Origin of the sequence: Paraburkholderia sp. SIMBA_027 (genome assembly GCF_046535315.1) — a bacterium.
GTDB classification, from domain to species: Bacteria; Pseudomonadota; Gammaproteobacteria; order Burkholderiales; family Burkholderiaceae; genus Paraburkholderia; species Paraburkholderia tropica.
The window spans coordinates 1-19,701 of sequence record NZ_JAWRWY010000020.1; the positions used below are offsets into that span (position 1 = coordinate 1).

The 19,701-nt window shown below is 65.7% G+C and carries 18 protein-coding genes; 13 read left to right on the top strand and 5 right to left on the bottom strand.

Annotated elements, in window-relative coordinates; all coding sequences use genetic code 11:
* Nucleotides 1-291: 291 nt before the first annotated feature.
* Nucleotides 292-1,068 (bottom strand): enoyl-CoA hydratase, encoded by a 777-nt coding sequence (locus SB764_RS31030; RefSeq protein WP_065062593.1) that lies wholly within the window; start codon nt 1,066-1,068, stop codon nt 292-294.
* A gap of 138 nt (nt 1,069-1,206) precedes the next feature.
* Here SB764_RS31030 and paaN point away from each other — a divergent pair, with 138 nt between their 5' ends.
* From paaN to paaK, 5 genes are all read left to right on the top strand, one after another.
* Nucleotides 1,207-2,907, top strand: coding sequence for a phenylacetic acid degradation protein PaaN (paaN, locus tag SB764_RS31035; protein ID WP_410865912.1), 1,701 nt, complete (start codon nt 1,207-1,209; stop codon nt 2,905-2,907).
* 96 nt (nt 2,908-3,003) lie between these two features.
* Nucleotides 3,004-4,206: a 3-oxoadipyl-CoA thiolase gene (gene pcaF, locus SB764_RS31040; protein ID WP_410865913.1), complete on the top strand. Its 1,203-nt coding sequence runs from the start codon at nt 3,004-3,006 to the stop codon at nt 4,204-4,206.
* A gap of 115 nt (nt 4,207-4,321) precedes the next feature.
* Nucleotides 4,322-5,113, top strand: a complete 792-nt coding sequence (gene paaG / locus SB764_RS31045) for a 2-(1,2-epoxy-1,2-dihydrophenyl)acetyl-CoA isomerase PaaG (RefSeq protein ID WP_410865914.1) — start codon at nt 4,322-4,324, stop codon at nt 5,111-5,113.
* A 1-nt stretch (nt 5,114) separates the two neighbouring features.
* A complete protein-coding gene (paaI, locus tag SB764_RS31050) occupies nt 5,115-5,582 on the top strand; it encodes a hydroxyphenylacetyl-CoA thioesterase PaaI (protein WP_231957678.1) in 468 nt (155 codons plus the stop codon).
* A 56-nt stretch (nt 5,583-5,638) separates the two neighbouring features.
* Nucleotides 5,639-6,937, top strand: a complete 1,299-nt coding sequence (paaK, locus tag SB764_RS31055) for a phenylacetate--CoA ligase PaaK (RefSeq protein WP_074987703.1) — start codon at nt 5,639-5,641, stop codon at nt 6,935-6,937.
* 111 nt (nt 6,938-7,048) lie between these two features.
* Here paaK and SB764_RS31060 read toward each other — a convergent pair whose 3' ends face one another.
* A complete protein-coding gene (locus SB764_RS31060) occupies nt 7,049-8,338 on the bottom strand; it encodes a murein transglycosylase A (protein ID WP_082992117.1) in 1,290 nt (429 codons plus the stop codon).
* A 110-nt stretch (nt 8,339-8,448) separates the two neighbouring features.
* Nucleotides 8,449-8,823, bottom strand: coding sequence for a Co2+/Mg2+ efflux protein ApaG (gene apaG, locus SB764_RS31065; RefSeq protein WP_065062601.1), 375 nt, complete (start codon nt 8,821-8,823; stop codon nt 8,449-8,451).
* 259 nt (nt 8,824-9,082) lie between these two features.
* Between apaG and rpe the strand changes: the two genes are divergently transcribed.
* From rpe to SB764_RS31105, 8 genes are all read left to right on the top strand, one after another.
* A complete protein-coding gene (gene rpe, locus SB764_RS31070) occupies nt 9,083-9,775 on the top strand; it encodes a ribulose-phosphate 3-epimerase (protein WP_110328907.1) in 693 nt (230 codons plus the stop codon).
* Nucleotides 9,772-10,488, top strand: coding sequence for a phosphoglycolate phosphatase (locus tag SB764_RS31075; protein WP_065062605.1), 717 nt, complete (start codon nt 9,772-9,774; stop codon nt 10,486-10,488). Before rpe ends, SB764_RS31075 begins: the two co-directional genes overlap by 4 nt.
* Nucleotides 10,489-10,971: 483 nt before the next feature.
* Nucleotides 10,972-12,465 (top strand): anthranilate synthase component I, encoded by a 1,494-nt coding sequence (trpE, locus tag SB764_RS31080; RefSeq protein WP_065062607.1) that lies wholly within the window; start codon nt 10,972-10,974, stop codon nt 12,463-12,465.
* 13 nt (nt 12,466-12,478) lie between these two features.
* On the top strand, nt 12,479-13,054 hold the full coding sequence (locus tag SB764_RS31085) for an aminodeoxychorismate/anthranilate synthase component II (RefSeq protein ID WP_321870858.1): 576 nt from the start codon (nt 12,479-12,481) through the stop codon (nt 13,052-13,054).
* Nucleotides 13,055-13,070: 16 nt separating this feature from the next.
* The gene (trpD, locus tag SB764_RS31090; protein WP_074987707.1) at nt 13,071-14,105 is read left to right on the top strand and encodes an anthranilate phosphoribosyltransferase; all 1,035 of its coding nucleotides are present in this window, start codon (nt 13,071-13,073) and stop codon (nt 14,103-14,105) included.
* A 57-nt stretch (nt 14,106-14,162) separates the two neighbouring features.
* On the top strand, nt 14,163-14,948 hold the full coding sequence (gene trpC, locus SB764_RS31095) for an indole-3-glycerol phosphate synthase TrpC (protein WP_410865915.1): 786 nt from the start codon (nt 14,163-14,165) through the stop codon (nt 14,946-14,948).
* Between the two features lie 12 nt (nt 14,949-14,960).
* Nucleotides 14,961-15,596: a CYTH domain-containing protein gene (locus tag SB764_RS31100; protein WP_176081465.1), complete on the top strand. Its 636-nt coding sequence runs from the start codon at nt 14,961-14,963 to the stop codon at nt 15,594-15,596.
* A gap of 248 nt (nt 15,597-15,844) precedes the next feature.
* Complete coding sequence (locus tag SB764_RS31105; protein ID WP_183716844.1) at nt 15,845-16,867, top strand: uracil-DNA glycosylase; 1,023 nt, start codon at nt 15,845-15,847, stop codon at nt 16,865-16,867.
* 142 nt (nt 16,868-17,009) lie between these two features.
* Here SB764_RS31105 and SB764_RS31110 read toward each other — a convergent pair whose 3' ends face one another.
* Both SB764_RS31110 and SB764_RS31115 read right to left on the bottom strand, forming a co-directional pair.
* The gene (locus SB764_RS31110; protein ID WP_410865916.1) at nt 17,010-17,606 is read right to left on the bottom strand and encodes an FMN-dependent NADH-azoreductase; all 597 of its coding nucleotides are present in this window, start codon (nt 17,604-17,606) and stop codon (nt 17,010-17,012) included.
* Nucleotides 17,607-17,827: 221 nt separating this feature from the next.
* Nucleotides 17,828-19,618, bottom strand: coding sequence for a M61 family metallopeptidase (locus SB764_RS31115; protein WP_124261828.1), 1,791 nt, complete (start codon nt 19,616-19,618; stop codon nt 17,828-17,830).
* Between the last annotated feature and the right edge of the window lie 83 nt (nt 19,619-19,701).

Below are 19,701 nucleotides of genomic sequence, written 5' to 3' on the forward strand. Positions count from 1 at the left end.
ACTACCCGGCGTTTGCTGCGTTGCTGCGTCAGCAGCACAGAAACGAGATTATGAAGTCTCTTTTTCGTTTCGTCAACTTCTTTTTTTACGTTACCGTTTAAAAGCTTGTTGATCCTGCGAACCCGCTCGTTTCGTCGCGGGCTTCGCTGTGGCGTGTTGCTTGTTGCGTGCAGCGAAGGGGGCGAATCTTAGCGCCCACTGAGGTAAGGCGCAAGGGGTGGCGGAAAATAATTCCGCCACCGGACCCAATCGGGCGCCAAACTGGGGCGCCAAACTGCTTGCCACCCACCCTTACTTGTTCTTGAACGCGGGTTTGCGCTTCTCCACGAACGCCGCCATCCCCTCCTTCTGATCTTCCGTCGCAAACAGCGAATGGAAGAGCCGACGCTCGAAGTGCACGCCTTCGGCCAACGTCGTCTCGTAAGCGCGGTTCACCGCCTCCTTGGCCATCATCACCGCGGGTAGCGAGTATTCGCAGATCGTGGTCGCAGCCGCAATCGCTTCGTTGAGCAGATCGGCCGCCGCAATCACGCGCGACACGAGTCCCGCACGCTCCGCTTCCGCCGCATCCATCATGCGCGCCGTCAAACATAGATCCATCGCTTTCGCCTTCGATACCGCGCGCGGCAGACGCTGCGTCCCGCCCGCACCCGGAATCACGCCTAGCTTGATCTCCGGCTGACCGAACTTCGCCGTATCGGCGGCGAAAATCATGTCGCACATCATCGCCAGCTCGCAGCCGCCGCCCAGCGCGAAACCCGCCACCGCCGCAATGATCGGCTTGCGGATCGAGCGGATCGTCTCCCAGTTGCGCGTGATGTAGTCACCCTTATAGACATCCATGAAGCTATAGGTCGCCATCATGCCGATGTCCGCGCCCGCCGCGAACGCCTTCTCGCTCCCCGTAATAACGATCGCGCCGATGTTCTCGTCCGCGTCGAACGCTTTGAGCGCCGTGCCCAGTTCGTCCATCAAGGCGTCGTTGAGCGCGTTCAGCGCTTTCGGCCGGTTCAACGTGACGAGACCGACTTTGCCGCGCGTCTCGACCAGGATGTTTTCGTACCCCATACCGCCTCCTTCTGTCATAGAAAAGTCCTCAAAAATTTCTTTTACGCCGAAGTTTGACTAATGCTAACATTTGCCAACCAACCGGTCGGTCAATTAATTGGCGCGGGCCTTATCCAACCCCTCAATTCAAGTCGAGCCATGACACATCCGTTTTTCGACAAGCACGAAGGCCTGCTGCAGAAGGCGTTGGCCGCCATCGAGACGCGCGGCTACTGGAGCCCGTTCGCCGAAATGCCGAGCCCCAAAGTGTACGGGGAAACCGCCAGCGCAGATGGCGAAGCCGCGTTCAAGGCGCACCTGAATCAGACGTTCGAACTCGACCAGCCCGCCAGCGCCGAAACCGTCGGCAACGAGGCTTCGCCGTTCGGTTTCGCCTTGGGCGCGCGCTATCCGAAGTCGACGCCCGACCAGTTGATCGACGCTGCACAGCACGCCCAGCGCGACTGGCGCGCCGCCGGCCCGAAAGCGTGGGTGGGCGTGAGCCTCGAAATTCTCGAACGCCTGAATCGCGCGAGCTTCGAGATTGCCTACAGCGTGATGCACACGACGGGTCAGGCGTTCATGATGGCGTTCCAGGCGGGCGGCCCGCATGCGCAGGACCGCGCACTCGAAGCGGTGACTTACGCGTGGGACCAGCTGCGCCGCATTCCCGCCGATGCGCACTGGGAAAAGCCGCAGGGCAAGAACCCGCCGCTCGCGATGCAAAAGCGCTTCACGGTGGTGCCGCGCGGCACGGGCCTCGTGCTCGGCTGCTGCACGTTCCCGACCTGGAACGGCTATCCGGGCCTGTTCGCCGATCTGGCTACGGGCAACACGGTGATCGTCAAGCCGCATCCGGGTGCGATCCTGCCGCTCGCGATCACGGTGCGCATTGCGCGCGAAGTCCTGCGTGAAGCCGGCTTCGATCCGAACGTCGTCACGCTGCTCGCCACCGATCCCAACGACGGCGCACTCGTCCAGCAACTCGCCGTGCGCCCCGAAATCAAGCTGATTGACTTCACCGGCAGCACGCAGAACGGCGACTGGCTCGAACAGCACGCGCATCAGGCCCAGGTCTACACCGAGAAGGCCGGCGTGAACCAGATCGTGATCGACTCGGTGAGCGATCTGAAGGCCGCCGCGCGCAACATCGCCTTCTCGCTCTCGCTCTACTCGGGCCAGATGTGCACGGCCCCGCAGAACATCTACGTGCCGCGCGACGGCATCGAGACCGCCGAAGGCCACATGAGCTTCGATCAGGTCGCGCAGGCGATCGCGGGCGCGGTCACGAAATTCGTGGCCGATCCGGCGCGTGCCGTCGAAGTGCTCGGCGCGATCCAGAACGACAGCGTGACCGCTCGCGTCGACGAAGCCCGCAAGCTGGGCACCGTGCTCGCCGACAGCCAGACGCTCGATCACCCGCAATTCCCCGGCGCACGCGTGCGCACGCCGCTCGTGCTCGCACTCGATGCGGGCCGCGACGCCGCCACGATCACGCGCGAATGGTTCGGCCCGATCTCGTTCGTGATTGCGACCGACTCCACCGCCCAGTCGCTCGAACTCGCCGGTATGACCGCGCGCGATCACGGCGCGCTGACGCTCTCCGTCTACAGCACGAGCGACGCAGTGATCGAAGCCGCCCACGAAGCGGCGATCACCGGAGGCGTGGCGCTGTCGATCAATCTGACCGGCGGCGTGTTCGTCAATCAGTCGGCGGCGTTCTCGGACTTCCACGGCACCGGCGCGAATCCTGCCGCGAATGCCGCGCTGGCCGACGCCGCGTTCGTGGCGAACCGCTTCCGCGTGGTTCAGAGCCGCGTTCATGTTGAACCGAAAGCGGCGCCCGTTGCAGTCGGCTGAACGGCCTAGGCCATCTGGCCGAATAGCGCACAACTGTCCGACCCTCTAGCATGCAAGGCATGGGCGCATTCCGCGCCCGTGCCGCCGGAACCTGAGATGACCGAAGCCTATATCTGCGACGCGATTCGCACCCCGTTTGGCCGCTACGGCGGCGCCTTGAAGGACGTGCGCGCCGACGACCTCGCCGCCGTGCCCATCCGCGCGCTCGTCGAGCGCAATCCCGGCGTGGACTGGCGCGCGCTCGACGACATCCTGTACGGCTGCGCCAACCAGGCCGGCGAAGACAACCGCAACGTCGCGCGCATGGCCGCGCTGCTCGCGGGTCTGCCCACCGAAGCACCCGGCGGCACGCTCAACCGCCTGTGCGGCTCGGGCCTCGACGCCGTCGGCAGCGCCGCGCGCGCGATCAAGGCCGGCGAAGCGCGCCTCATGATCGCGGGCGGCGTGGAAAGCATGACGCGCGCCCCCTTCGTCATGGGCAAAGCCGCGTCCGCGTTCGCGCGCGAGGCGAACATTTACGACACCACCATCGGCTGGCGTTTCGTCAACAAGCTGATGAAGCAGCAATATGGTGTCGATTCGATGCCCGAGACGGCGGAAAACGTCGCCGAGGAATTCAGCATCAGCCGCGCCGATCAGGACGCTTTCGCGCTACGCAGCCAGCAAAAGGCCGCGCGCGCGCAGAAGGACGGCACGCTCGCGCAGGAAATCGTCGCGGTCGAAATTGCGCAGAAGAAAGGCGATCCGGTGCGCGTCGCGCTCGACGAGCATCCGCGCGAGACCTCGCTCGAATCGCTCGGCAAGCTCAAGGGCGTGGTGAAGCCGGACGGCACGGTCACCGCGGGCAACGCTTCGGGCGTCAACGACGGCGCCTGCGCGCTGCTGCTGGCCAATGAGGAAGCGGCCAACCAGTATGGTCTGCGCCGCCGCGCGCGCGTGCTCGGCATGGCAACCGCCGGCGTCGCGCCGCGCATCATGGGCATCGGCCCCGCGCCCGCCACGCAGAAACTGCTGGCGCAGCTCGGCATGACGATCGACCAGTTCGATGTGATCGAGCTCAACGAAGCGTTCGCGTCGCAAGGCCTCGCCGTGCTGCGCGCACTCGGCATCGCCGACGACGATCCGCGCGTGAACCCGAACGGCGGCGCGATCGCGCTCGGTCACCCGCTCGGCGCATCGGGCGCGCGGCTCGTGACCACGGCGCTGCATCAACTCAAACGTACGCAGGGCCGCTACGCGCTGTGCACAATGTGTATCGGCGTCGGCCAGGGTATCGCGCTGGCCATCGAGCGCGTCTGACAGCGCTCGTCATCGCCACAGCAACAGCACAGCAGTAGCGGCACAGCAACCCGCCGGGCGGCACCGCGCGGCGGGGCCCAGAAGCCCCGAAAAGCAGGCATGGAGGAGACGACTGATGCCCTTTGAAGCGATCCGCGTCGAGATCGACGCAACCACGCGCGTGGCCACCGTCACGCTGAGCCGCCCGGACAAGCTCAACAGCTTCACGCGCGCCATGCACCGCGAGCTCGCAGCGGCACTCGACGAAGTCGAAAGCGCCGGCGCGCGCGCGCTCGTGCTCACCGGCGCGGGCCGCGGCTTCTGCGCGGGCCAGGATCTCGCCGACCTCGACTTCACGCCCGGCGCGATGACCGACCTCGGCGCGCTCATCGACGAGTACTTCAATCCGCTGATCAAACGTCTCCAGGCGCTGCCGATGCCCGTGATCGCCGCCGTCAACGGCACCGCGGCGGGCGCAGGCGCGAATCTCGCGCTCGCATGCGACCTCGTACTGGCCGGGCACTCCGCGAGCTTCATTCAGGCCTTCGTGAAGATCGGCCTCGTGCCCGATTCGGGCGGCACGTGGTTCCTGCCGCAGCGCGTGGGCATGGCGCGCGCACTCGGTCTCGCCATGACCGGCGACAAACTGAGCGCCGACAAGGCGGAAAGCTGGGGCCTCGTCTGGCAAGTCACCGACGACGCCGAACTCGCCGCCACCGCTGCCGCGCTCGCCGCGCAACTCGCGAAGCAGCCCACGCGCGCCATCGTCGCCACGCGCGAGGCGCTGCGTGCGTCGGTCACCAACACGCTCGATCAGCAACTCGATCTCGAACGCGATCTGCAACGCGAACTGGGCGCGTCCCACGACTACGCGGAAGGCGTGCAGGCCTTCATCGAGAAACGCGCACCGCGCTTCGAGGGCCGTTGATATGACCGCGTCGATCTCCACGCACACGCCCGGCGACATGACGCCCGACGAACTGGCCCGCGCCACCGCGCAGGCCATGTACGAGGCTGACGGTTGCAGCCGCGCCCTCGGCATGGAATTGCTCGAGGTGCGCGCCGGCTACGCGCGTCTGCGCATGTCCGTGCGGCCCGAATTCCTCAACGGCCATCAGATCTGCCACGGCGGCCTGATCTTCACGCTGGCCGATTCGACCTTCGCGTTCGCCTGCAACTCGTACAACATCAACACGGTCGCCTCCGGCTGTTCGATCGAATTCCTGCGCCCCGTGCAGCCCGACGACCAGCTCACCGCCGAAGCCGTCGAACAGGTGATGTCCGGCCGCAACGGCATCTACGACATCCGCGTGACGAATCGCGCCGGCGAAACCGTCGCCATGTTCAGAGGCAAATCCGCGCAGATTCGCGGCAACGTGATTCCTGTCGAGGCGTGACGCATCTCGCCAACTCGCCCGCACCGCATTCATATCTAAAGCAACTGGAGACATCGATGACTAACCCGCTGCCGCTCGAGCCTATCGAAACGGCCAGCCGCGACGAACTCGCGGCGCTTCAGCTCGAACGGCTGAAATGGTCGCTGAACCACGCGTATGAGAACTCGCCGGTCTATCGCCGCAAGTTCGACGATGCGGGTGTTCACCCCTCCGAACTCAAGTCGCTCGCCGATCTCGCGCGCTTTCCGTTCACGACCAAGAAGGATCTGCGCGACAGCTACCCGTTCGGGATGTTCGCGGTGCCGCAGGAGCAGGTCTCGCGCATTCATGCGTCGTCGGGGACAACCGGCAAGCCGACCGTGGTCGGTTACACCGCCAAGGACATCGACACCTGGGCGAATCTGGTCGCGCGTTCGGTGCGCGCGGCGGGCGCGCGGCGCGGCGACAAGGTGCACGTGAGTTACGGCTATGGCCTGTTCACGGGCGGTCTCGGCGCGCATTACGGCGCGGAGCGCGCGGGCCTCACGGTCATTCCGTTCGGCGGCGGCCAGACCGAAAAGCAGGTGCAACTGATTCAGGACTTCCGGCCCGACATCATCATGGTCACGCCGAGCTACATGCTCGCGATCGCCGACGAAATGGAGCGCCAGGGCATGGACCCGGCAAGCTCGTCGCTGCGCATCGGCATCTTCGGCGCGGAGCCGTGGACCAACGACATGCGTGCGGCCATCGAAAAGCGCATGGGCATCAAAGCCGTCGACATCTACGGTCTGTCCGAAGTGATGGGGCCGGGCGTCGCCTCCGAGTGCGCCGAAACGCAAGATGGCCCGACCATCTGGGAAGACCATTTCTACCCCGAGATCATCGACCCGGAAACCGGCGAAGTGCTGCCCGACGGCGAATTCGGCGAACTTGTCTTCACCTCGCTCACCAAGGAAGCGCTGCCGATCGTGCGTTATCGCACGCGCGACCTCACGCGGCTTCTGCCCGGCACGGCGCGCACGATGCGCCGCATGGAAAAGATCACCGGTCGCTCCGACGACATGCTGATCATCCGCGGCGTGAACGTGTTCCCCACGCAGATCGAGGAACTGCTGCTCAAGCAGCCCGCGCTCGCCCCGCACTATCAGATTGTCCTCACAAAGGAAGGTCCGATGGATGTCATGACGCTGAACTGCGAGCCGTGTCCCGAAACCGCGCCCGACTACGGCGCGCTGGATGCCGCCGCCAAGGCACTCGCGTACGACATCAAATCGCTGATCGGCGTGACGGCGAAGATCAACGTGCTCGACGTGAACGGCATCGAGCGTTCGGTCGGCAAAGCGAAGCGCGTGATCGACAAGCGGCCCAAGTGAGCGCAAATTAGCGCGAATGAGCACAGGTGAGTGCGCAAAACGATACGCTTAGCCAATAAAAAAGCCGGCTGATTCAGCCGGCTTTTTTCATGCACTCAAGCACCGCGACGCTTACGAGTTCGGGAACAGCAGCCACATGCGGCCGCCCTGTTTCATCTTGCCCGCGAGATCGCCGGCATCGTCGCCGAGACCCCAGAAATAGTCGGCGCGCACGCCGCCCTTGATCGCCGACCCGGTGTCCTGCGCGAACACAAGCCGGTTCAGCGGCGTATTGGTGAGCGGACGCGTGGTCGTCAGGAACACCGGCGTCCCGAGCGGGATCGACGACGGATCGACCGCGATCGAGCGCTCCGGCGTGAGCGGCACGCCGAGCGCACCGATCGGGCCGTCGGCGCCGCCCTGCGGCGAGCTTTCCCCCGACGGCATCTCGCGGAAGAACACGAAGCGCGGATTGGTGTCGAGCAGCGCGTCGACGCGCGTCGGATTCGCGCGAGCCCATGCCTTGATGCCCTGCATCGTGGCCTGCGCGGGCGTGAGTTCGCCGCGATCGAGCAACCAGCGGCCGATCGACTTGTACGGTTGATTGTTGGTGCCGCCGAAGCCCACGCGCATCACGCTGCCGTCTTCCATGACGATGCGGCCCGAGCCCTGCACCTGCAGGAAGAACGCCTCGATCGGGTCGTCGACCCAGACGAGTTCGTTGCCGTTCAGCACACCCGCGCGTTCGAGTTGCGCGCGCGGCGGCAGCGCGGCGCCCGCGCGATAGCCGGATGGCCAGCGGTACAACGCAGTCTGATAGATGCCGTGACGCGTGCGCGAGCCACGCAGCAGCGGCTCGTAGTAGCCGGTGACGAGGCCGTCGAGCGTGCCGTCGTTATTGGCGAACTGGTAGGGCGTGAAGTACGACTCGAAGAACGCGCGCGCGCCGGATGCGTCGAGGTCGTCGAGTTGCGAAGCCGCCGCGCAGGCGCGCTGCCAGCGCGGTTCGCGGGCAAGGCGCGTGCAGTTCGCGCGCAGTGCGGCCGTCGCTCCGATCAGCGAATCGTCCTGCCAGCCGGGCACCTGCTGCCACGCAACCGGAGTGAGCCGCTGCGCCGCGAGCTGCGAAGGCAGCGTGGGCGAACCCTTGGGCGGCGTGGTGCGCACGTAGCTCGGCCCGCCGCACGCGGCCAGCAGCGCCGCCAGCGATGCGGCGCCGATCAGGCCGCCGATGCGCCCGAAACCGCGTCGCACACCGTCGCGCAGCGCCGTTAATCCCGGCATCAGCGCGGAAAAGCGCGCGGAAACACGCATACAATATTTGCTCTCGATGGATGCCGCCATGTCTGATCTGCTCGACGAATACCCGATGCTCATGTTTGGTCTGGAAGCGCTGCTCGCGCTGTTCCTGCTGATTTTCATCGTCGTGTGGACCGCGTCGGGCAGGAAAAAGCAGAAGCGCGCCCCGCACGTGTCTCACGACGAACGTCAGGACTAGCAGACCGCGAAATCGGGGAACGGTTCAACGGAAGTCAGTGCAGCGTGCGCGGCATGCGCAGCACGAACTCGGCAACCGGCGCTTCGAAGCGCTCGGCGTCTTCCGCCACGCAGAAGTACGCGCCGCGCATGGTACCGACGGGCGTGGCGATCATCGCCCAGCTCGTATATTCGAATTGCTCGCCCGGCTTGAGCAGCGGCTGATGGCCGACCACGCCCAGCCCCTTCACTTCCTGAACCTTCTCGTCGCTGTCGGTAATGATCCAGTGGCGCGCGATCAGCTGCGCGCTCACCTGGCCGGTGTTGCGGATGGTCAACGTGTACGCAAACGCATATTGCCGGCGCTCGGGATCCGACTCTTCGGGCAGGTAGCGCACCTGCGACGTCACGCTAAATTCGTACTGACTCATCCTCTTTCCAATCCCTGTTCAGGCCCGCTGTTGTCGCACGCCCGGGGTCACAAATACTTACGCGGCGCAAGGTGTTCAAGCGCCGCCGGCGCGGCGGGCCGCATGAAATTGCATTCTGCTTGATGCGGCAGACCCCCGCAACCGCCGCAAGCCGATGCCAGCGGGTCCTGGCCGGATGGCCAACGTGCGTCCGGCCGACGTCCGCCAGCGCGCGCTAACGCTAAAATACGGTTTTTCCGTCTAATTTCCGCTTACCGCCATGACGCAATTCCGAATTGCCCCCAGTATTCTGTCCGCCGACTTCTCGCGTCTTGGCGAAGAAGTCCGCAACGTCGTCGCCGCCGGCGCCGACTGGATCCACTTCGACGTGATGGACAACCATTACGTGCCGAACCTCACCATCGGCCCGCTGGTGTGCGAGGCGATCCGCCCGCACGTGGACGTGCCCATCGACGTGCATCTGATGGTGCGCCCGGTCGACCGCATCGTGCCCGACTTCGCCAAGGCCGGCGCGAACCTCATCAGCTTCCACCCGGAAGGCTCGGACCACATCGACCGCACCCTGTCGCTCATCCGCGACCACGGCTGCAAGGCCGGCCTCGTCTTCAACCCGGCCACGCCGCTGAACTATCTCGACCACGTGATGGACAAGGTCGACCTCGTGCTGATCATGTCGGTGAATCCGGGCTTCGGCGGCCAGTCGTTCATTCCCGAGGCGCTCAACAAGCTGCGCGAGGCGCGCGCGAAGATCGACGCCTACAACGAACGCACCGGCCGCGAGATCCACCTCGAAGTGGACGGCGGCGTGAAGATCGACAACATCGCCGAAATCGCGGCAGCGGGCGCGGACGCCTTCGTGGCCGGCTCGGCCATCTTCGGCAAGCCCGACTACAAGGCCGTGATCGACCAGATGCGCGCGCAGCTCGCCAGCGCGAAGGCCGGCGCGCAATGAGCGCCCCGTTCAAGGCCGTCAAATTCACCGCGCCGCGCATCGAGGCGGCGCTGATCGACCTCGACGGCACCATGGTCGACACCGCCGACGACTTCGCGGCAGGCCTGAACGGCATGCTCGCCCAGTTCGACGCCGAGGAAACCACGCGCGAAGAAGTCATGGGCTACGTGGGCAAAGGCTCGGAGCATCTGATCAAGAGCGTGCTCGCTCCGCGCTTTGCCGCGGACGACGCCCAGGCGCGTTTCGACGAAGCGCTTGCCCTCTACCAGGACGAGTACGCGAAGATCAACGGCCGCCACACGCATCTGTACCCGGACGTGGAAGTGGGCCTCGCCGCGCTGCGCGCCCAGGGCATCAAGCTCGCGTGCGTGACGAACAAGCCGCACCGCTTCGCCGTCGAGTTGCTCCAGCAATACGGCCTCTCGCCCTATTTCGAGGTCGTGCTGGGCGGCGACAGCCTGCCGAAGAAAAAGCCCGACCCGCTGCCCATGCTCACGGCGTGCGAGCGTCTCGGCGTGAATCCGGCGTCGGCCGTGGCGATCGGCGATTCGGAGAACGATGCGATCGCGGGCCGCGCGGCCGGCATGGCCACGCTCACGGTGCCTTATGGCTACAACCACGGCCAACCTGTACAAAAAATTGAGTCGGATGGTATAGTTGCCACGCTGCTCGACGCCGCCAAGGCGGTCGCAGCGCACAATGATCTGACTTAAGTTCTCTACTGAACGTCAACTATCCTCATGTTTCTGAATAAAAAACGGAGTCTGAGCAGCATCGACCGGGGAGCCTGGCCCTGGCGTCGCTGGTCGCGCTAACCTCACTCGAGGTTCGCTGAAGCGGCGCGCTTGTCTCAAGTTCGCTCTCCCTTCAGCTCCGTTTTTTACTTCGCTGCGCTCTCGCGCGTGTCTCGTCTCTAAACTGTTGCGGTCAACCGTCGGCGGGTCTTGCCGTGGGCTGTCGCGATCCTTGCATGTCGATTCGTCGCATGCCGGGCCGCCAGCGCCTACGTCACGCACCGCCCCGATCGTCCGCACGCCGGCCCGGCAAGCGCCTTGTGCGTCCGCGGGCCGCACGAGCGAGCGCCAGCGGCCAACCCGCACTCAAAACAGACGCCTTCGCGTTCACCGCGCGCCCCTATTTGAGCCGCACTGGGCCCGCACACACGCCGCGACCGGCAGCACGAACAGGATCGGAACATGACCGAACTCGAATTCCAGTCTCTCGCCAACGAGGGCTACAACCGCATCCCGCTGATCGCCGAAGCACTCGCCGATCTGGAAACGCCGCTTTCGCTGTATCTGAAGCTCGCGCAGCCCGAGCGCGGCGGCGCCAACTCCTTTCTGCTCGAATCCGTCGTCGGCGGCGAGCGGTTCGGGCGCTACTCGTTCATCGGCCTGCCGGCGCGCTCGCTGCTGCGGGTGAAGAACGGCATCTCGGAAGTCGTGCGCGACGGCCAGGTGATCGAAACGCACGACGGCGATCCGCTCGAATTCATCGCGCAATACCAGTCGCGCTTCAAGGTCGCGCAGCGTCCCGGCCTGCCGCGCTTCTGCGGCGGCCTCGCCGGCTACTTCGGCTACGACGCGGTGCGCTACATCGAGAAGAAGCTCGCCGACACCTGCCCGCCCGACGATCTCGGCCTGCCCGACATCCAGCTGCTGCTCGCCGAGGAAGTCGCGGTGATCGACAATCTCGCGGGCAAGCTCTACCTGATCGTCTACGCCGATCCGCAAACGCCCGAGGCGTACACGAAGGCGAAACTGCGCCTGCGCGAACTCAAGCAGCGTCTGCGCGCGACGGTGCAGCCGCCGGTCACGAGCGCGAGCGTGCGCACCGAAACGTTCCGCGAGTTCAAGAAGGACGATTACCTCGCGGCCGTGCGCAAGGCCAAGGAATATATCGCCGCGGGCGAGCTGATGCAGGTGCAGGTGGGCCAGCGTCTGACCAAGCCGTATCGCGACAATCCGCTGTCGCTCTATCGCGCGCTGCGTTCGCTGAACCCGTCGCCGTACATGTACTACTACAACTTCGGCGAATTCCACGTGGTGGGCGCGTCGCCGGAAATCCTGGTGCGTCAGGAGCAGCGCGGCGAAGACCGCATCGTGACGATCCGTCCGCTCGCGGGCACGCGACCGCGCGGCAACACGCCCGAGCGCGACGCCGAACTCGCGACCGAACTGCTCAACGACCCGAAGGAAATCGCCGAGCACGTCATGCTGATCGACCTCGCGCGCAACGACGTGGGCCGCATCGCGGAAATTGGCTCGGTGGTCGTGACCGATCAGATGATCATCGAAAAATACTCGCACGTGCAGCACATCGTGAGTTCGGTGGAAGGCAAGCTCAAGCCCGGCGTGAGCAACTTCGACGTGCTGCGCGCGACCTTCCCGGCCGGCACGCTCTCGGGTGCGCCGAAGGTGCGCGCGATGGAACTCATCGACGAACTCGAACCGGTGAAGCGCGGCCTCTACGGCGGCGCGGTCGGCTACCTCTCGTTCAACGGCGAGATGGATCTGGCGATCACGATCCGCACGGGCGTGATCCACAACGGCAATCTGTACGTGCAGGCCGCGGCCGGCGTGGTTGCCGATTCGGTGCCCGAGTCCGAATGGCAAGAAACGGAAAACAAGGCGCGCGCCGTGCTGCGCGCCGCCGAGCAGGTGCAGGACGGCCTCGACAGCGACTTCTGAGCGGAGATAGACCATGTTGCTCATGATCGACAACTACGATTCGTTTACCTACAACATCGTCCAGTACTTCGGCGAACTCGGCGAAGACGTCCGCACGTATCGGAACGACGAAATCAGCATCGACGAGATCAAGGCGCTCAAGCCGAAGCGCATCTGCCTCTCGCCGGGACCGAGCAATCCGCAGCACGCGGGCATCACGCTCGACGTGCTGCGCGAATTCGCCGGCAAGACGCCGATTCTCGGCGTGTGCCTCGGCCATCAGGCGATCGGCGAGGCGTTCGGCGGCCGCGTCGTGCGCGCGAAAACCATCATGCACGGCAAGGTCAGCCAGATCGAAACCGACTGCAAGGGCGTGTTCGCCGATCTGCCGAAGCACTTCAACGTCACGCGCTATCACTCGCTCGCGATCGAGCGCGAGTCGCTGCCCGATTGTCTCGAAGTGTCCGCATGGACCGAGGACGGCGAAATCATGGGCGTGCGCCACCGCGAACTCGCGGTCGAAGGCGTGCAGTTCCATCCGGAATCGATCCTCTCGGAACACGGCCACGCGCTGTTCGAGAATTTCCTGAAGCAGACTCAAAGCGCTTGATACGGAGGCGAGCATCATGTCCATTACCCCGCAGGAAGCGCTGCAACGCACGATCGAGCACCGCGAGATTTTTCACGACGAGATGCTGCATCTGATGCGCATGATCATGCGCGGCGAGCTCTCGCCCGTGCTCTCGGCGGCCATCATCACCGGTCTGCGCGTGAAGAAGGAAACCATCGGCGAGATCGCGGCGGCCGCGACCGTGATGCGCGAATTCGCGAATCACGTCGAGGTGAAAGACAACTCGAATTTCATCGACATCGTCGGCACCGGCGGCGACGGCTCGCACACCTTCAATATCTCCACGGCGTCGATGTTCGTCGTCGCGGCGGCGGGCGCGAAGGTCGCGAAGCACGGCAATCGCGGCGTGTCGAGCAAGTCGGGCAGCGCGGACGTGCTCGAAGCGCTCGGCGTGAACATCGACCTGCAGCCGGATCAGGTGGCCGCGTCGATCGCCGAAACGGGCATGGGCTTCATGTTCGCGCCCAACCATCATCCGGCGATGAAGAACATCGCCGCCGTGCGCCGCGAACTGGGCGTGCGCACCATCTTCAACATCCTCGGCCCGCTCACGAATCCGGCCGGCGCGCCCAATCAGCTGATGGGCGTGTTCCATCCGGATCTCGTCGGCATTCAGGTGCGCGTGATGCAGCGCCTCGGCGCAAAGCACGTGCTCGTGGTGTACGGCAAGGACGGCATGGACGAGGTCTCGCTCGGCGCGGCCACGCTGGTCGGCGAGTTGAAGGACGGCGCGATTCGCGAGTATGAAATCCATCCGGAAGACTTCGGTCTGCAGATGGTGTCGAACCGTTCACTGAAGGTCGAGAACGCCGACGAATCGAAGGCGATGCTGCTCGGCGCGCTCGCGAACGAGCCCGGCACGGCGCGCGAGATCGTCACGTTGAACGCGGGCACCGCGCTCTACTCGGCCAACGTCGCGAACTCGATCGCCGACGGCATCGCGCTCGCGCGCGAAACGCTCGCCAGCGGCCGCGCGCGCGCCAAAGTCGACGAACTGGTACGCTTCACGCAACAGTTCAAGCGTGCGTGATTCGCGTCGATAAGGCGCTGATCCTGCACCGTTTTTAGCCCGATTTGTGTTGAAACCATGAGCGACATCCTCGAAAAAATCATCGCCGTGAAGCGCGAAGAAGTGCGCGCGGCGGAACAGAGCGCCCCGCTCGAAGAGCTGCGTCTCGCGGCGAGCACGCGCGATCTGCGCGACTTCGTCGGCGCGCTGCGCGCGAAACACGAGAACGGCCAGGCGGCCGTGATCGCCGAAGTGAAGAAGGCCAGCCCGTCGAAAGGCGTGCTGCGCGAACACTTCGACCCCGCCGAAATCGCGCGCTCGTACGCCGGTCACGGCGCAGCGTGCCTCTCCGTGCTCACCGACGTGCAGTTCTTCCAGGGCAGCGTCGCCTATCTGCAAGCCGCGCGCGCCGCGTGCGACCTGCCGGTGCTGCGCAAGGACTTCATCGTCGATCCGTACCAGATCGTCGAAGCGCGCGCGATGGGCGCCGACGCGATCCTGCTGATCGCCGCCGCGCTCGAACCGGCTCAGATGCGCGACCTCGAAGCGCTCGCGCATTCGCTCGGTCTCGCGGTGCTCGTCGAAGTGCACGACCGCGCGGAACTCGATCACGCGCTCACGCTGAAGACGCCGCTCATCGGTATCAACAACCGCAATCTGCGCACCTTCGAAACCACGCTGCAAACCACCATCGGCATGCTCGACGACGTGCCCGAGGACCGCATCGTGGTGACGGAATCAGGCATTCTGTCGCGCGCCGATGTCGAGAAGATGCGCGCGCTGTCCGTGCATACGTTCCTCGTCGGCGAGGCGTTCATGCGCGCGGAACAACCCGGCGTGGAACTCGCGCGCATGTTCTTCTGAGCGCGTAGCGACATGGGTATCGAACGCGAAATCAAGCTCGCGCTGCCGCAGGACCAGGTCGCGGCGGCGCTGCGTTTCTTCGAGACGCGCGCGGGCGCGCCGGGTCATCCGATCCGGCTCGAAAACATCTATTTCGACACGCCGCAGCTCGCGCTCGCGCGTGCGAAAAGCGCGCTGCGCCTGCGCCGCGCGCCCGAAGGCTGGTTGCAGACGTTCAAGACGGTGGGTGTGTCGGTGAACGGTCTGCACGCGCGCCACGAGTGGGAAATACCGGTCGCGGGCGAGGCGCTCGAAATCGACCGGCTGCTGCACGAGTGCGACGAAGCGGGCGTGTCGACGGCGCTGTCCGGCGCGGCCGCGACGCTGATTCCGCTCTTTCGCACCGATTTCACGCGCACGTTGTGGACGCTGGACGTCGACGGCGCGCAGGTGGAAGCGGCGGTCGATCAAGGCGAGATCACGGCGGACGTGAACGGCGAGGCGCGCAGCACGCCGATCTGCGAAATCGAACTCGAACTGAAAGCCGCGAAGGACGACGGCGAAGCCGCGCTGCACGCACTCGCGGCCGAACTCGCGCAAGCGCTGCCGGGCCTCGCGCCCGACGACATCAGCAAGGCGCAACGCGGCTACGCGCTGCGCGAAGGCTGAACGCGAAGACCGGGCACAAAGGCTAAACGCGAAGGCTGAACACGAAAACCCGAACGCGAGAGCGGCGCGCATGCGCACGTCGCCTTCGCCTTCGCCTTCACTTTCTCATTCGCCTTCTCGCTCGCGCTGACTGCGCAGGCCCCGCAACGACGCTGTTAGTTGCAAGACTCGCCGCGATGTCCCTGTCCGCCGCGCCGCGCGCCGCACTGCATTGAATCCCCGCGCGATTGCTGCGACACTTGCCGCCCATGACTCCCACAAAACGCACGACGCGCCTCGCGCAGCCGGTGCAGACTTCGCTGTTCGACGACGAAGCGCCCGACGCCGCGCAGGCCACGCTCGACGAACCGGCGCAGCCCGAGGTCGATCCGCGTCAGATTACGATTTTCTCGCTGTTCGACGCCGACGAATTCCCGGCGCCCGCCTTCGCGAATCCGACGCCGCCGCACGCGGCGCAACCCGCGCACGCGTCTGTCGCCGCGCCCGCCGCCGCGCCTGAGCGCCACGCATCCGACACCCAGCTCGCTATCGCCATGTCCATGGTTTCCGACACCCCGCGCCTCGAAGATCAGTTCGCCGCCCTGCCCGCTGCCTGGCGTGATCTGCTCACGCCGTTCACCGCGAGCGACACCTACGCGCCGCTGTGCCGCTTCGTCGACGACGAGCGCGCCGCCGGCAAGACCGTCTATCCCGCCGATGTGTTCCGCGCGCTGCGCCTCACCTCGCCCGACGACGTGAAAGTGGTGATCCTCGGTCAGGATCCGTATCACGGCGACGACCGCGGCACGCCGCAGGCGCACGGCCTCGCGTTTTCGGTGCCGCCGGGCGTGCGTCCGCCGCCGTCGCTGCGCAACATGTTCAAGGAGATCGCGGCGAGCCTCGGCATCGACGCGCCCGCGCACGGCTGTCTCGATGCCTGGGCGCGTCAGGGCGTGCTGCTGCTCAACACCGTGCTGACGGTCGAGCGCGCGAACGCCGCGAGCCACGCCAAGCGCGGCTGGGAGCGCTGCACCGACACGCTGATCCACGAACTCGCCACGCGCCATCAGCATCTCGTCTTCATGCTGTGGGGCGCCCACGCGCAGAACAAGCGCGCGCTGCTCGGCAACGGCGAGCATTGCGTGCTGGAAGCGCCGCATCCGTCGCCGCTGTCGGCGCATCGCGGCTTTCTGGGCTGCGGCCATTTCGTGCAGGCCAACGCGTATTTGCAGGCCCACGGCCGCGCGCCGATCGACTGGCGCTTGCCCGAGGTCGGCGAAGTGCTCGCCTGAGCGCCGGATCCGCAAGACGCGCGAACATCACGCGAACATCGCGCACACATCGCGCACACATCGCGCGCAGGCAATAAAAAACGCCACGAAATCGCTTTCGTGGCGTTTTACTTTGCAGCGCAAGCGCGTGACCGCGCGTCCCTTACGCAGCCGCGATGGCTTCGCGTGCGCTCGCCAGAGCGGCACTGGCTGCGTCCGCGCCCATGTTCAGGCCTTCGGCGTAGATGAAGCTCACGTCGGTCATGCCGAGGAAGCCGAGGAACGACTTCAGGTACGGCGTCTGGCTGTCGTGCGGGGTGCCTTGATACTTGCCGCCGCGTGCCGAGACCACGAACACCTTCTTGCCCTTGACGAGACCTTCGGGGCCGTTCGCCGTGTACTGGAACGTGATGCCGGCGCGGGCGATCCAGTCGAAGTACGTCTTCAGTTGCGAAGAGATGCCGAAGTTGTAAAGCGGTGCGCCGATCACGACGATGTCCGCGGCCTGGAGTTCGGCGATCAGCGCTTCGCTGCGCGCGGCGATCGCTTGCTGTTCCGGCGTGCGCTGGTCGGCGGGCGTGAAGAACGCGCCGAGCACGGCGTCGTCGAGGTGCGGCTGCGGATCGGCTTGCAGGTTGCGCGTGACGACCTTCGCGCCGGCGTTCGATTGTTGCAGCTTCTCCGTCAATTCGTTGACGAGCAGCGTCGACTGGGCGCCTTGCGAGCGGGCGGCGGAATTGATTTGCAGGATCGTGGTCATGGTGGCTCCTTCGGGTCGGTTTGCGCAGTGTTGCGCGAGTGAAGGCATTGTGTTTTTTTGCCGCGCCGCGAAAAAGGCCCCCGCCGATGACGGATTGTTGCAACGGTAGAACAATCCCCGGCATAAAAAAACGGCCGGATCAGATCGATCCAGCCGTTTTGGGCCGCCCACGCTGCCGACCGGGCTTTGGCGGTGCCTGTCCTTCCGCTGTCAGACCGCCGTTAAACCGCCAGCCAGCGCTCGCGCAAGGCACGCGGCGCGGGCCGCTTGTCGGTGACGCTAAGCTTGTAGCGCGCGATCTCCGGCTGATCGAGCGTCAGGCGCGCGACGCGCAATTCATCGCGACGGAACGCGTGAAGTTCGACCTTCGCGCCGGGCTGATAACGCGAAAGCAGGCTGTCGAGATTTGAGCCGGTCACGCGCAGGCCGTCGAGCGCCACCAGCGCGTCGCCGGCCGAGAGACCGGCTTTCTGCGCCGCGCCGCCTTCGTACACGACCGCCAGCGTGGCCTCCGCGCCGCCGCGCAGACGCGCGCCCAGCGACGGCTTCGCGCCGCGCTCCGGCTCGCCTTCGAGCTTCACGCCGAACGGTTCGAGCAGCGTGGCGAGCGGCAGATCGCGCGTACCGCGCACCGCGTCGCTAAAGAGCGCGCCGAGTTCCACGCCGGTTGCCTCGGCGATCAGCGCTTCGACGTCGTCCTCGCCCACGCCCACCGGCTTGCCGCGGTAGAAGTCGCGGCCGTAGCGCTGCCACAGCAGACGCATCACGTCGTCGAGCGACTTGCGCCCGCTGGTTTCGGCGCGGATCGTCAGATCGAACGCGAGCGCCACGAGCGAGCCCTTCGTGTAGTAGCTGACGATCGCGTTGGACGCGTTTTCGTCCTGGCGGTAGTACTTCACCCACGCGTCGAACGAGCTTTCCGCGACGCTCTGCTTCAGACGCCCCGCGCCGCGCAGCACGCCGGCGACCGTCTTGCCGACGAGGCCGAAGTAATCGTCGACGGAAATCAGGCCGCTGCGCACGAGGATCAGGTCGTCGTAATACGAGGTGAAGCCTTCGAACAGCCACAGCAGCGACGTGTAGTCCTCGCGCGTGAGGTCGTACGGCACGAACGCGGCGGGCTTGATGCGCTTCACGTTCCAGGTGTGGAAATACTCGTGGCTGCACAGGCCGAGATAGGTGCGGTAACCGTCCGACATCTCCGGCTTGCCCTTCACGGGCAGGTCGGTGCGATTGCAGATCAGCGCCGTCGAGGCGCGGTGTTCGAGGCCGCCGTAGCCGTCGCTGACCGCCTGCGTCATGAACACGTAGCGCTCCATCGGCGCGCGTTTCGTGCGCGGCTCGAACAGCGCGATCTGCGCCTCGCAGATCTTTTGCAGGTCGGCGGCGAGGCGCTCCATGTCGAGCCCCACCACGCGCCCGGCGATCACGATGTCGTGCGGCACGCCGTGCGCCTTGAAGCTCGCGAGCGTGAAGTCGCCGAGCGTGACCGGATGGTCGATCAGCTCGTCGTAGTTCATGGCTGCGTACTCGCCGAAGCCGTAGCGCTTGGTGCCGCGCGCCTCCGACAGCGCCGTGGCGACGCGCCAGTGACGGAACGCGTGCCCGTCCGGACGCTGGATATCGACAACGTGCTGCGCCTCTTCATGACCGAGCGCCGCGAGAAACACGCTCGTGCCGTTGAAGAAGCCGGCCGTGTCGTCCAGATGCGCGGCGCGCACCGAGAGATCCCACGCGTAGACCTCGTAGCGCAGCGTGAGTGCGCCCTTCACGGGCGCGGCCTGCCAGGTGTGCTTGTCGGTCTTGCTCACGCGCACCTTGCGGCCCGCGTCGTTGAAGGCGCGCAACGTGACGATGTTGCGCGCGAACTCGCGCACCATGTAACTGCCCGGAATCCACACGGGCAGCATGAAGCGCTGGCCGTCCGGCGCGGGATCGTCGACGGTGAGCGTCACTTCGAACAGATGCGCGGCGGGATTTTTCGGGACGATGGTGTATCGGATCGGCTTCATCGGCGGGATCGGTGATGTTCGGTTCGGCGGACGGCGGCGGGTGTGTCAGCCGACACCATGCCGCAAAAAAACGGCGGACAAAA

Excerpts from the sequence above, each read along its gene's own strand:
- SB764_RS31030 (WP_065062593.1), bottom strand. The coding sequence starts at position 1,068 with ATGGGGTACGAAAACATCCTGGTCGAGACGCGCGGCAAAGTCGGTCTC.
- paaN (WP_410865912.1), top strand. The coding sequence starts at position 1,207 with ATGACACATCCGTTTTTCGACAAGCACGAAGGCCTGCTGCAGAAGGCG.
- pcaF (WP_410865913.1), top strand. The coding sequence starts at position 3,004 with ATGACCGAAGCCTATATCTGCGACGCGATTCGCACCCCGTTTGGCCGC.
- paaG (WP_410865914.1), top strand. The coding sequence starts at position 4,322 with ATGCCCTTTGAAGCGATCCGCGTCGAGATCGACGCAACCACGCGCGTG.
- paaI (WP_231957678.1), top strand. The coding sequence starts at position 5,115 with ATGACCGCGTCGATCTCCACGCACACGCCCGGCGACATGACGCCCGAC.
- paaK (WP_074987703.1), top strand. The coding sequence starts at position 5,639 with ATGACTAACCCGCTGCCGCTCGAGCCTATCGAAACGGCCAGCCGCGAC.
- SB764_RS31060 (WP_082992117.1), bottom strand. The coding sequence starts at position 8,338 with ATGAAAATCAGCAGGAACAGCGCGAGCAGCGCTTCCAGACCAAACATG.
- apaG (WP_065062601.1), bottom strand. The coding sequence starts at position 8,823 with ATGAGTCAGTACGAATTTAGCGTGACGTCGCAGGTGCGCTACCTGCCC.
- rpe (WP_110328907.1), top strand. The coding sequence starts at position 9,083 with ATGACGCAATTCCGAATTGCCCCCAGTATTCTGTCCGCCGACTTCTCG.
- SB764_RS31075 (WP_065062605.1), top strand. The coding sequence starts at position 9,772 with ATGAGCGCCCCGTTCAAGGCCGTCAAATTCACCGCGCCGCGCATCGAG.
- trpE (WP_065062607.1), top strand. The coding sequence starts at position 10,972 with ATGACCGAACTCGAATTCCAGTCTCTCGCCAACGAGGGCTACAACCGC.
- SB764_RS31085 (WP_321870858.1), top strand. The coding sequence starts at position 12,479 with ATGTTGCTCATGATCGACAACTACGATTCGTTTACCTACAACATCGTC.
- trpD (WP_074987707.1), top strand. The coding sequence starts at position 13,071 with ATGTCCATTACCCCGCAGGAAGCGCTGCAACGCACGATCGAGCACCGC.
- trpC (WP_410865915.1), top strand. The coding sequence starts at position 14,163 with ATGAGCGACATCCTCGAAAAAATCATCGCCGTGAAGCGCGAAGAAGTG.
- SB764_RS31100 (WP_176081465.1), top strand. The coding sequence starts at position 14,961 with ATGGGTATCGAACGCGAAATCAAGCTCGCGCTGCCGCAGGACCAGGTC.
- SB764_RS31105 (WP_183716844.1), top strand. The coding sequence starts at position 15,845 with ATGACTCCCACAAAACGCACGACGCGCCTCGCGCAGCCGGTGCAGACT.
- SB764_RS31110 (WP_410865916.1), bottom strand. The coding sequence starts at position 17,606 with ATGACCACGATCCTGCAAATCAATTCCGCCGCCCGCTCGCAAGGCGCC.
- SB764_RS31115 (WP_124261828.1), bottom strand. The coding sequence starts at position 19,618 with ATGAAGCCGATCCGATACACCATCGTCCCGAAAAATCCCGCCGCGCAT.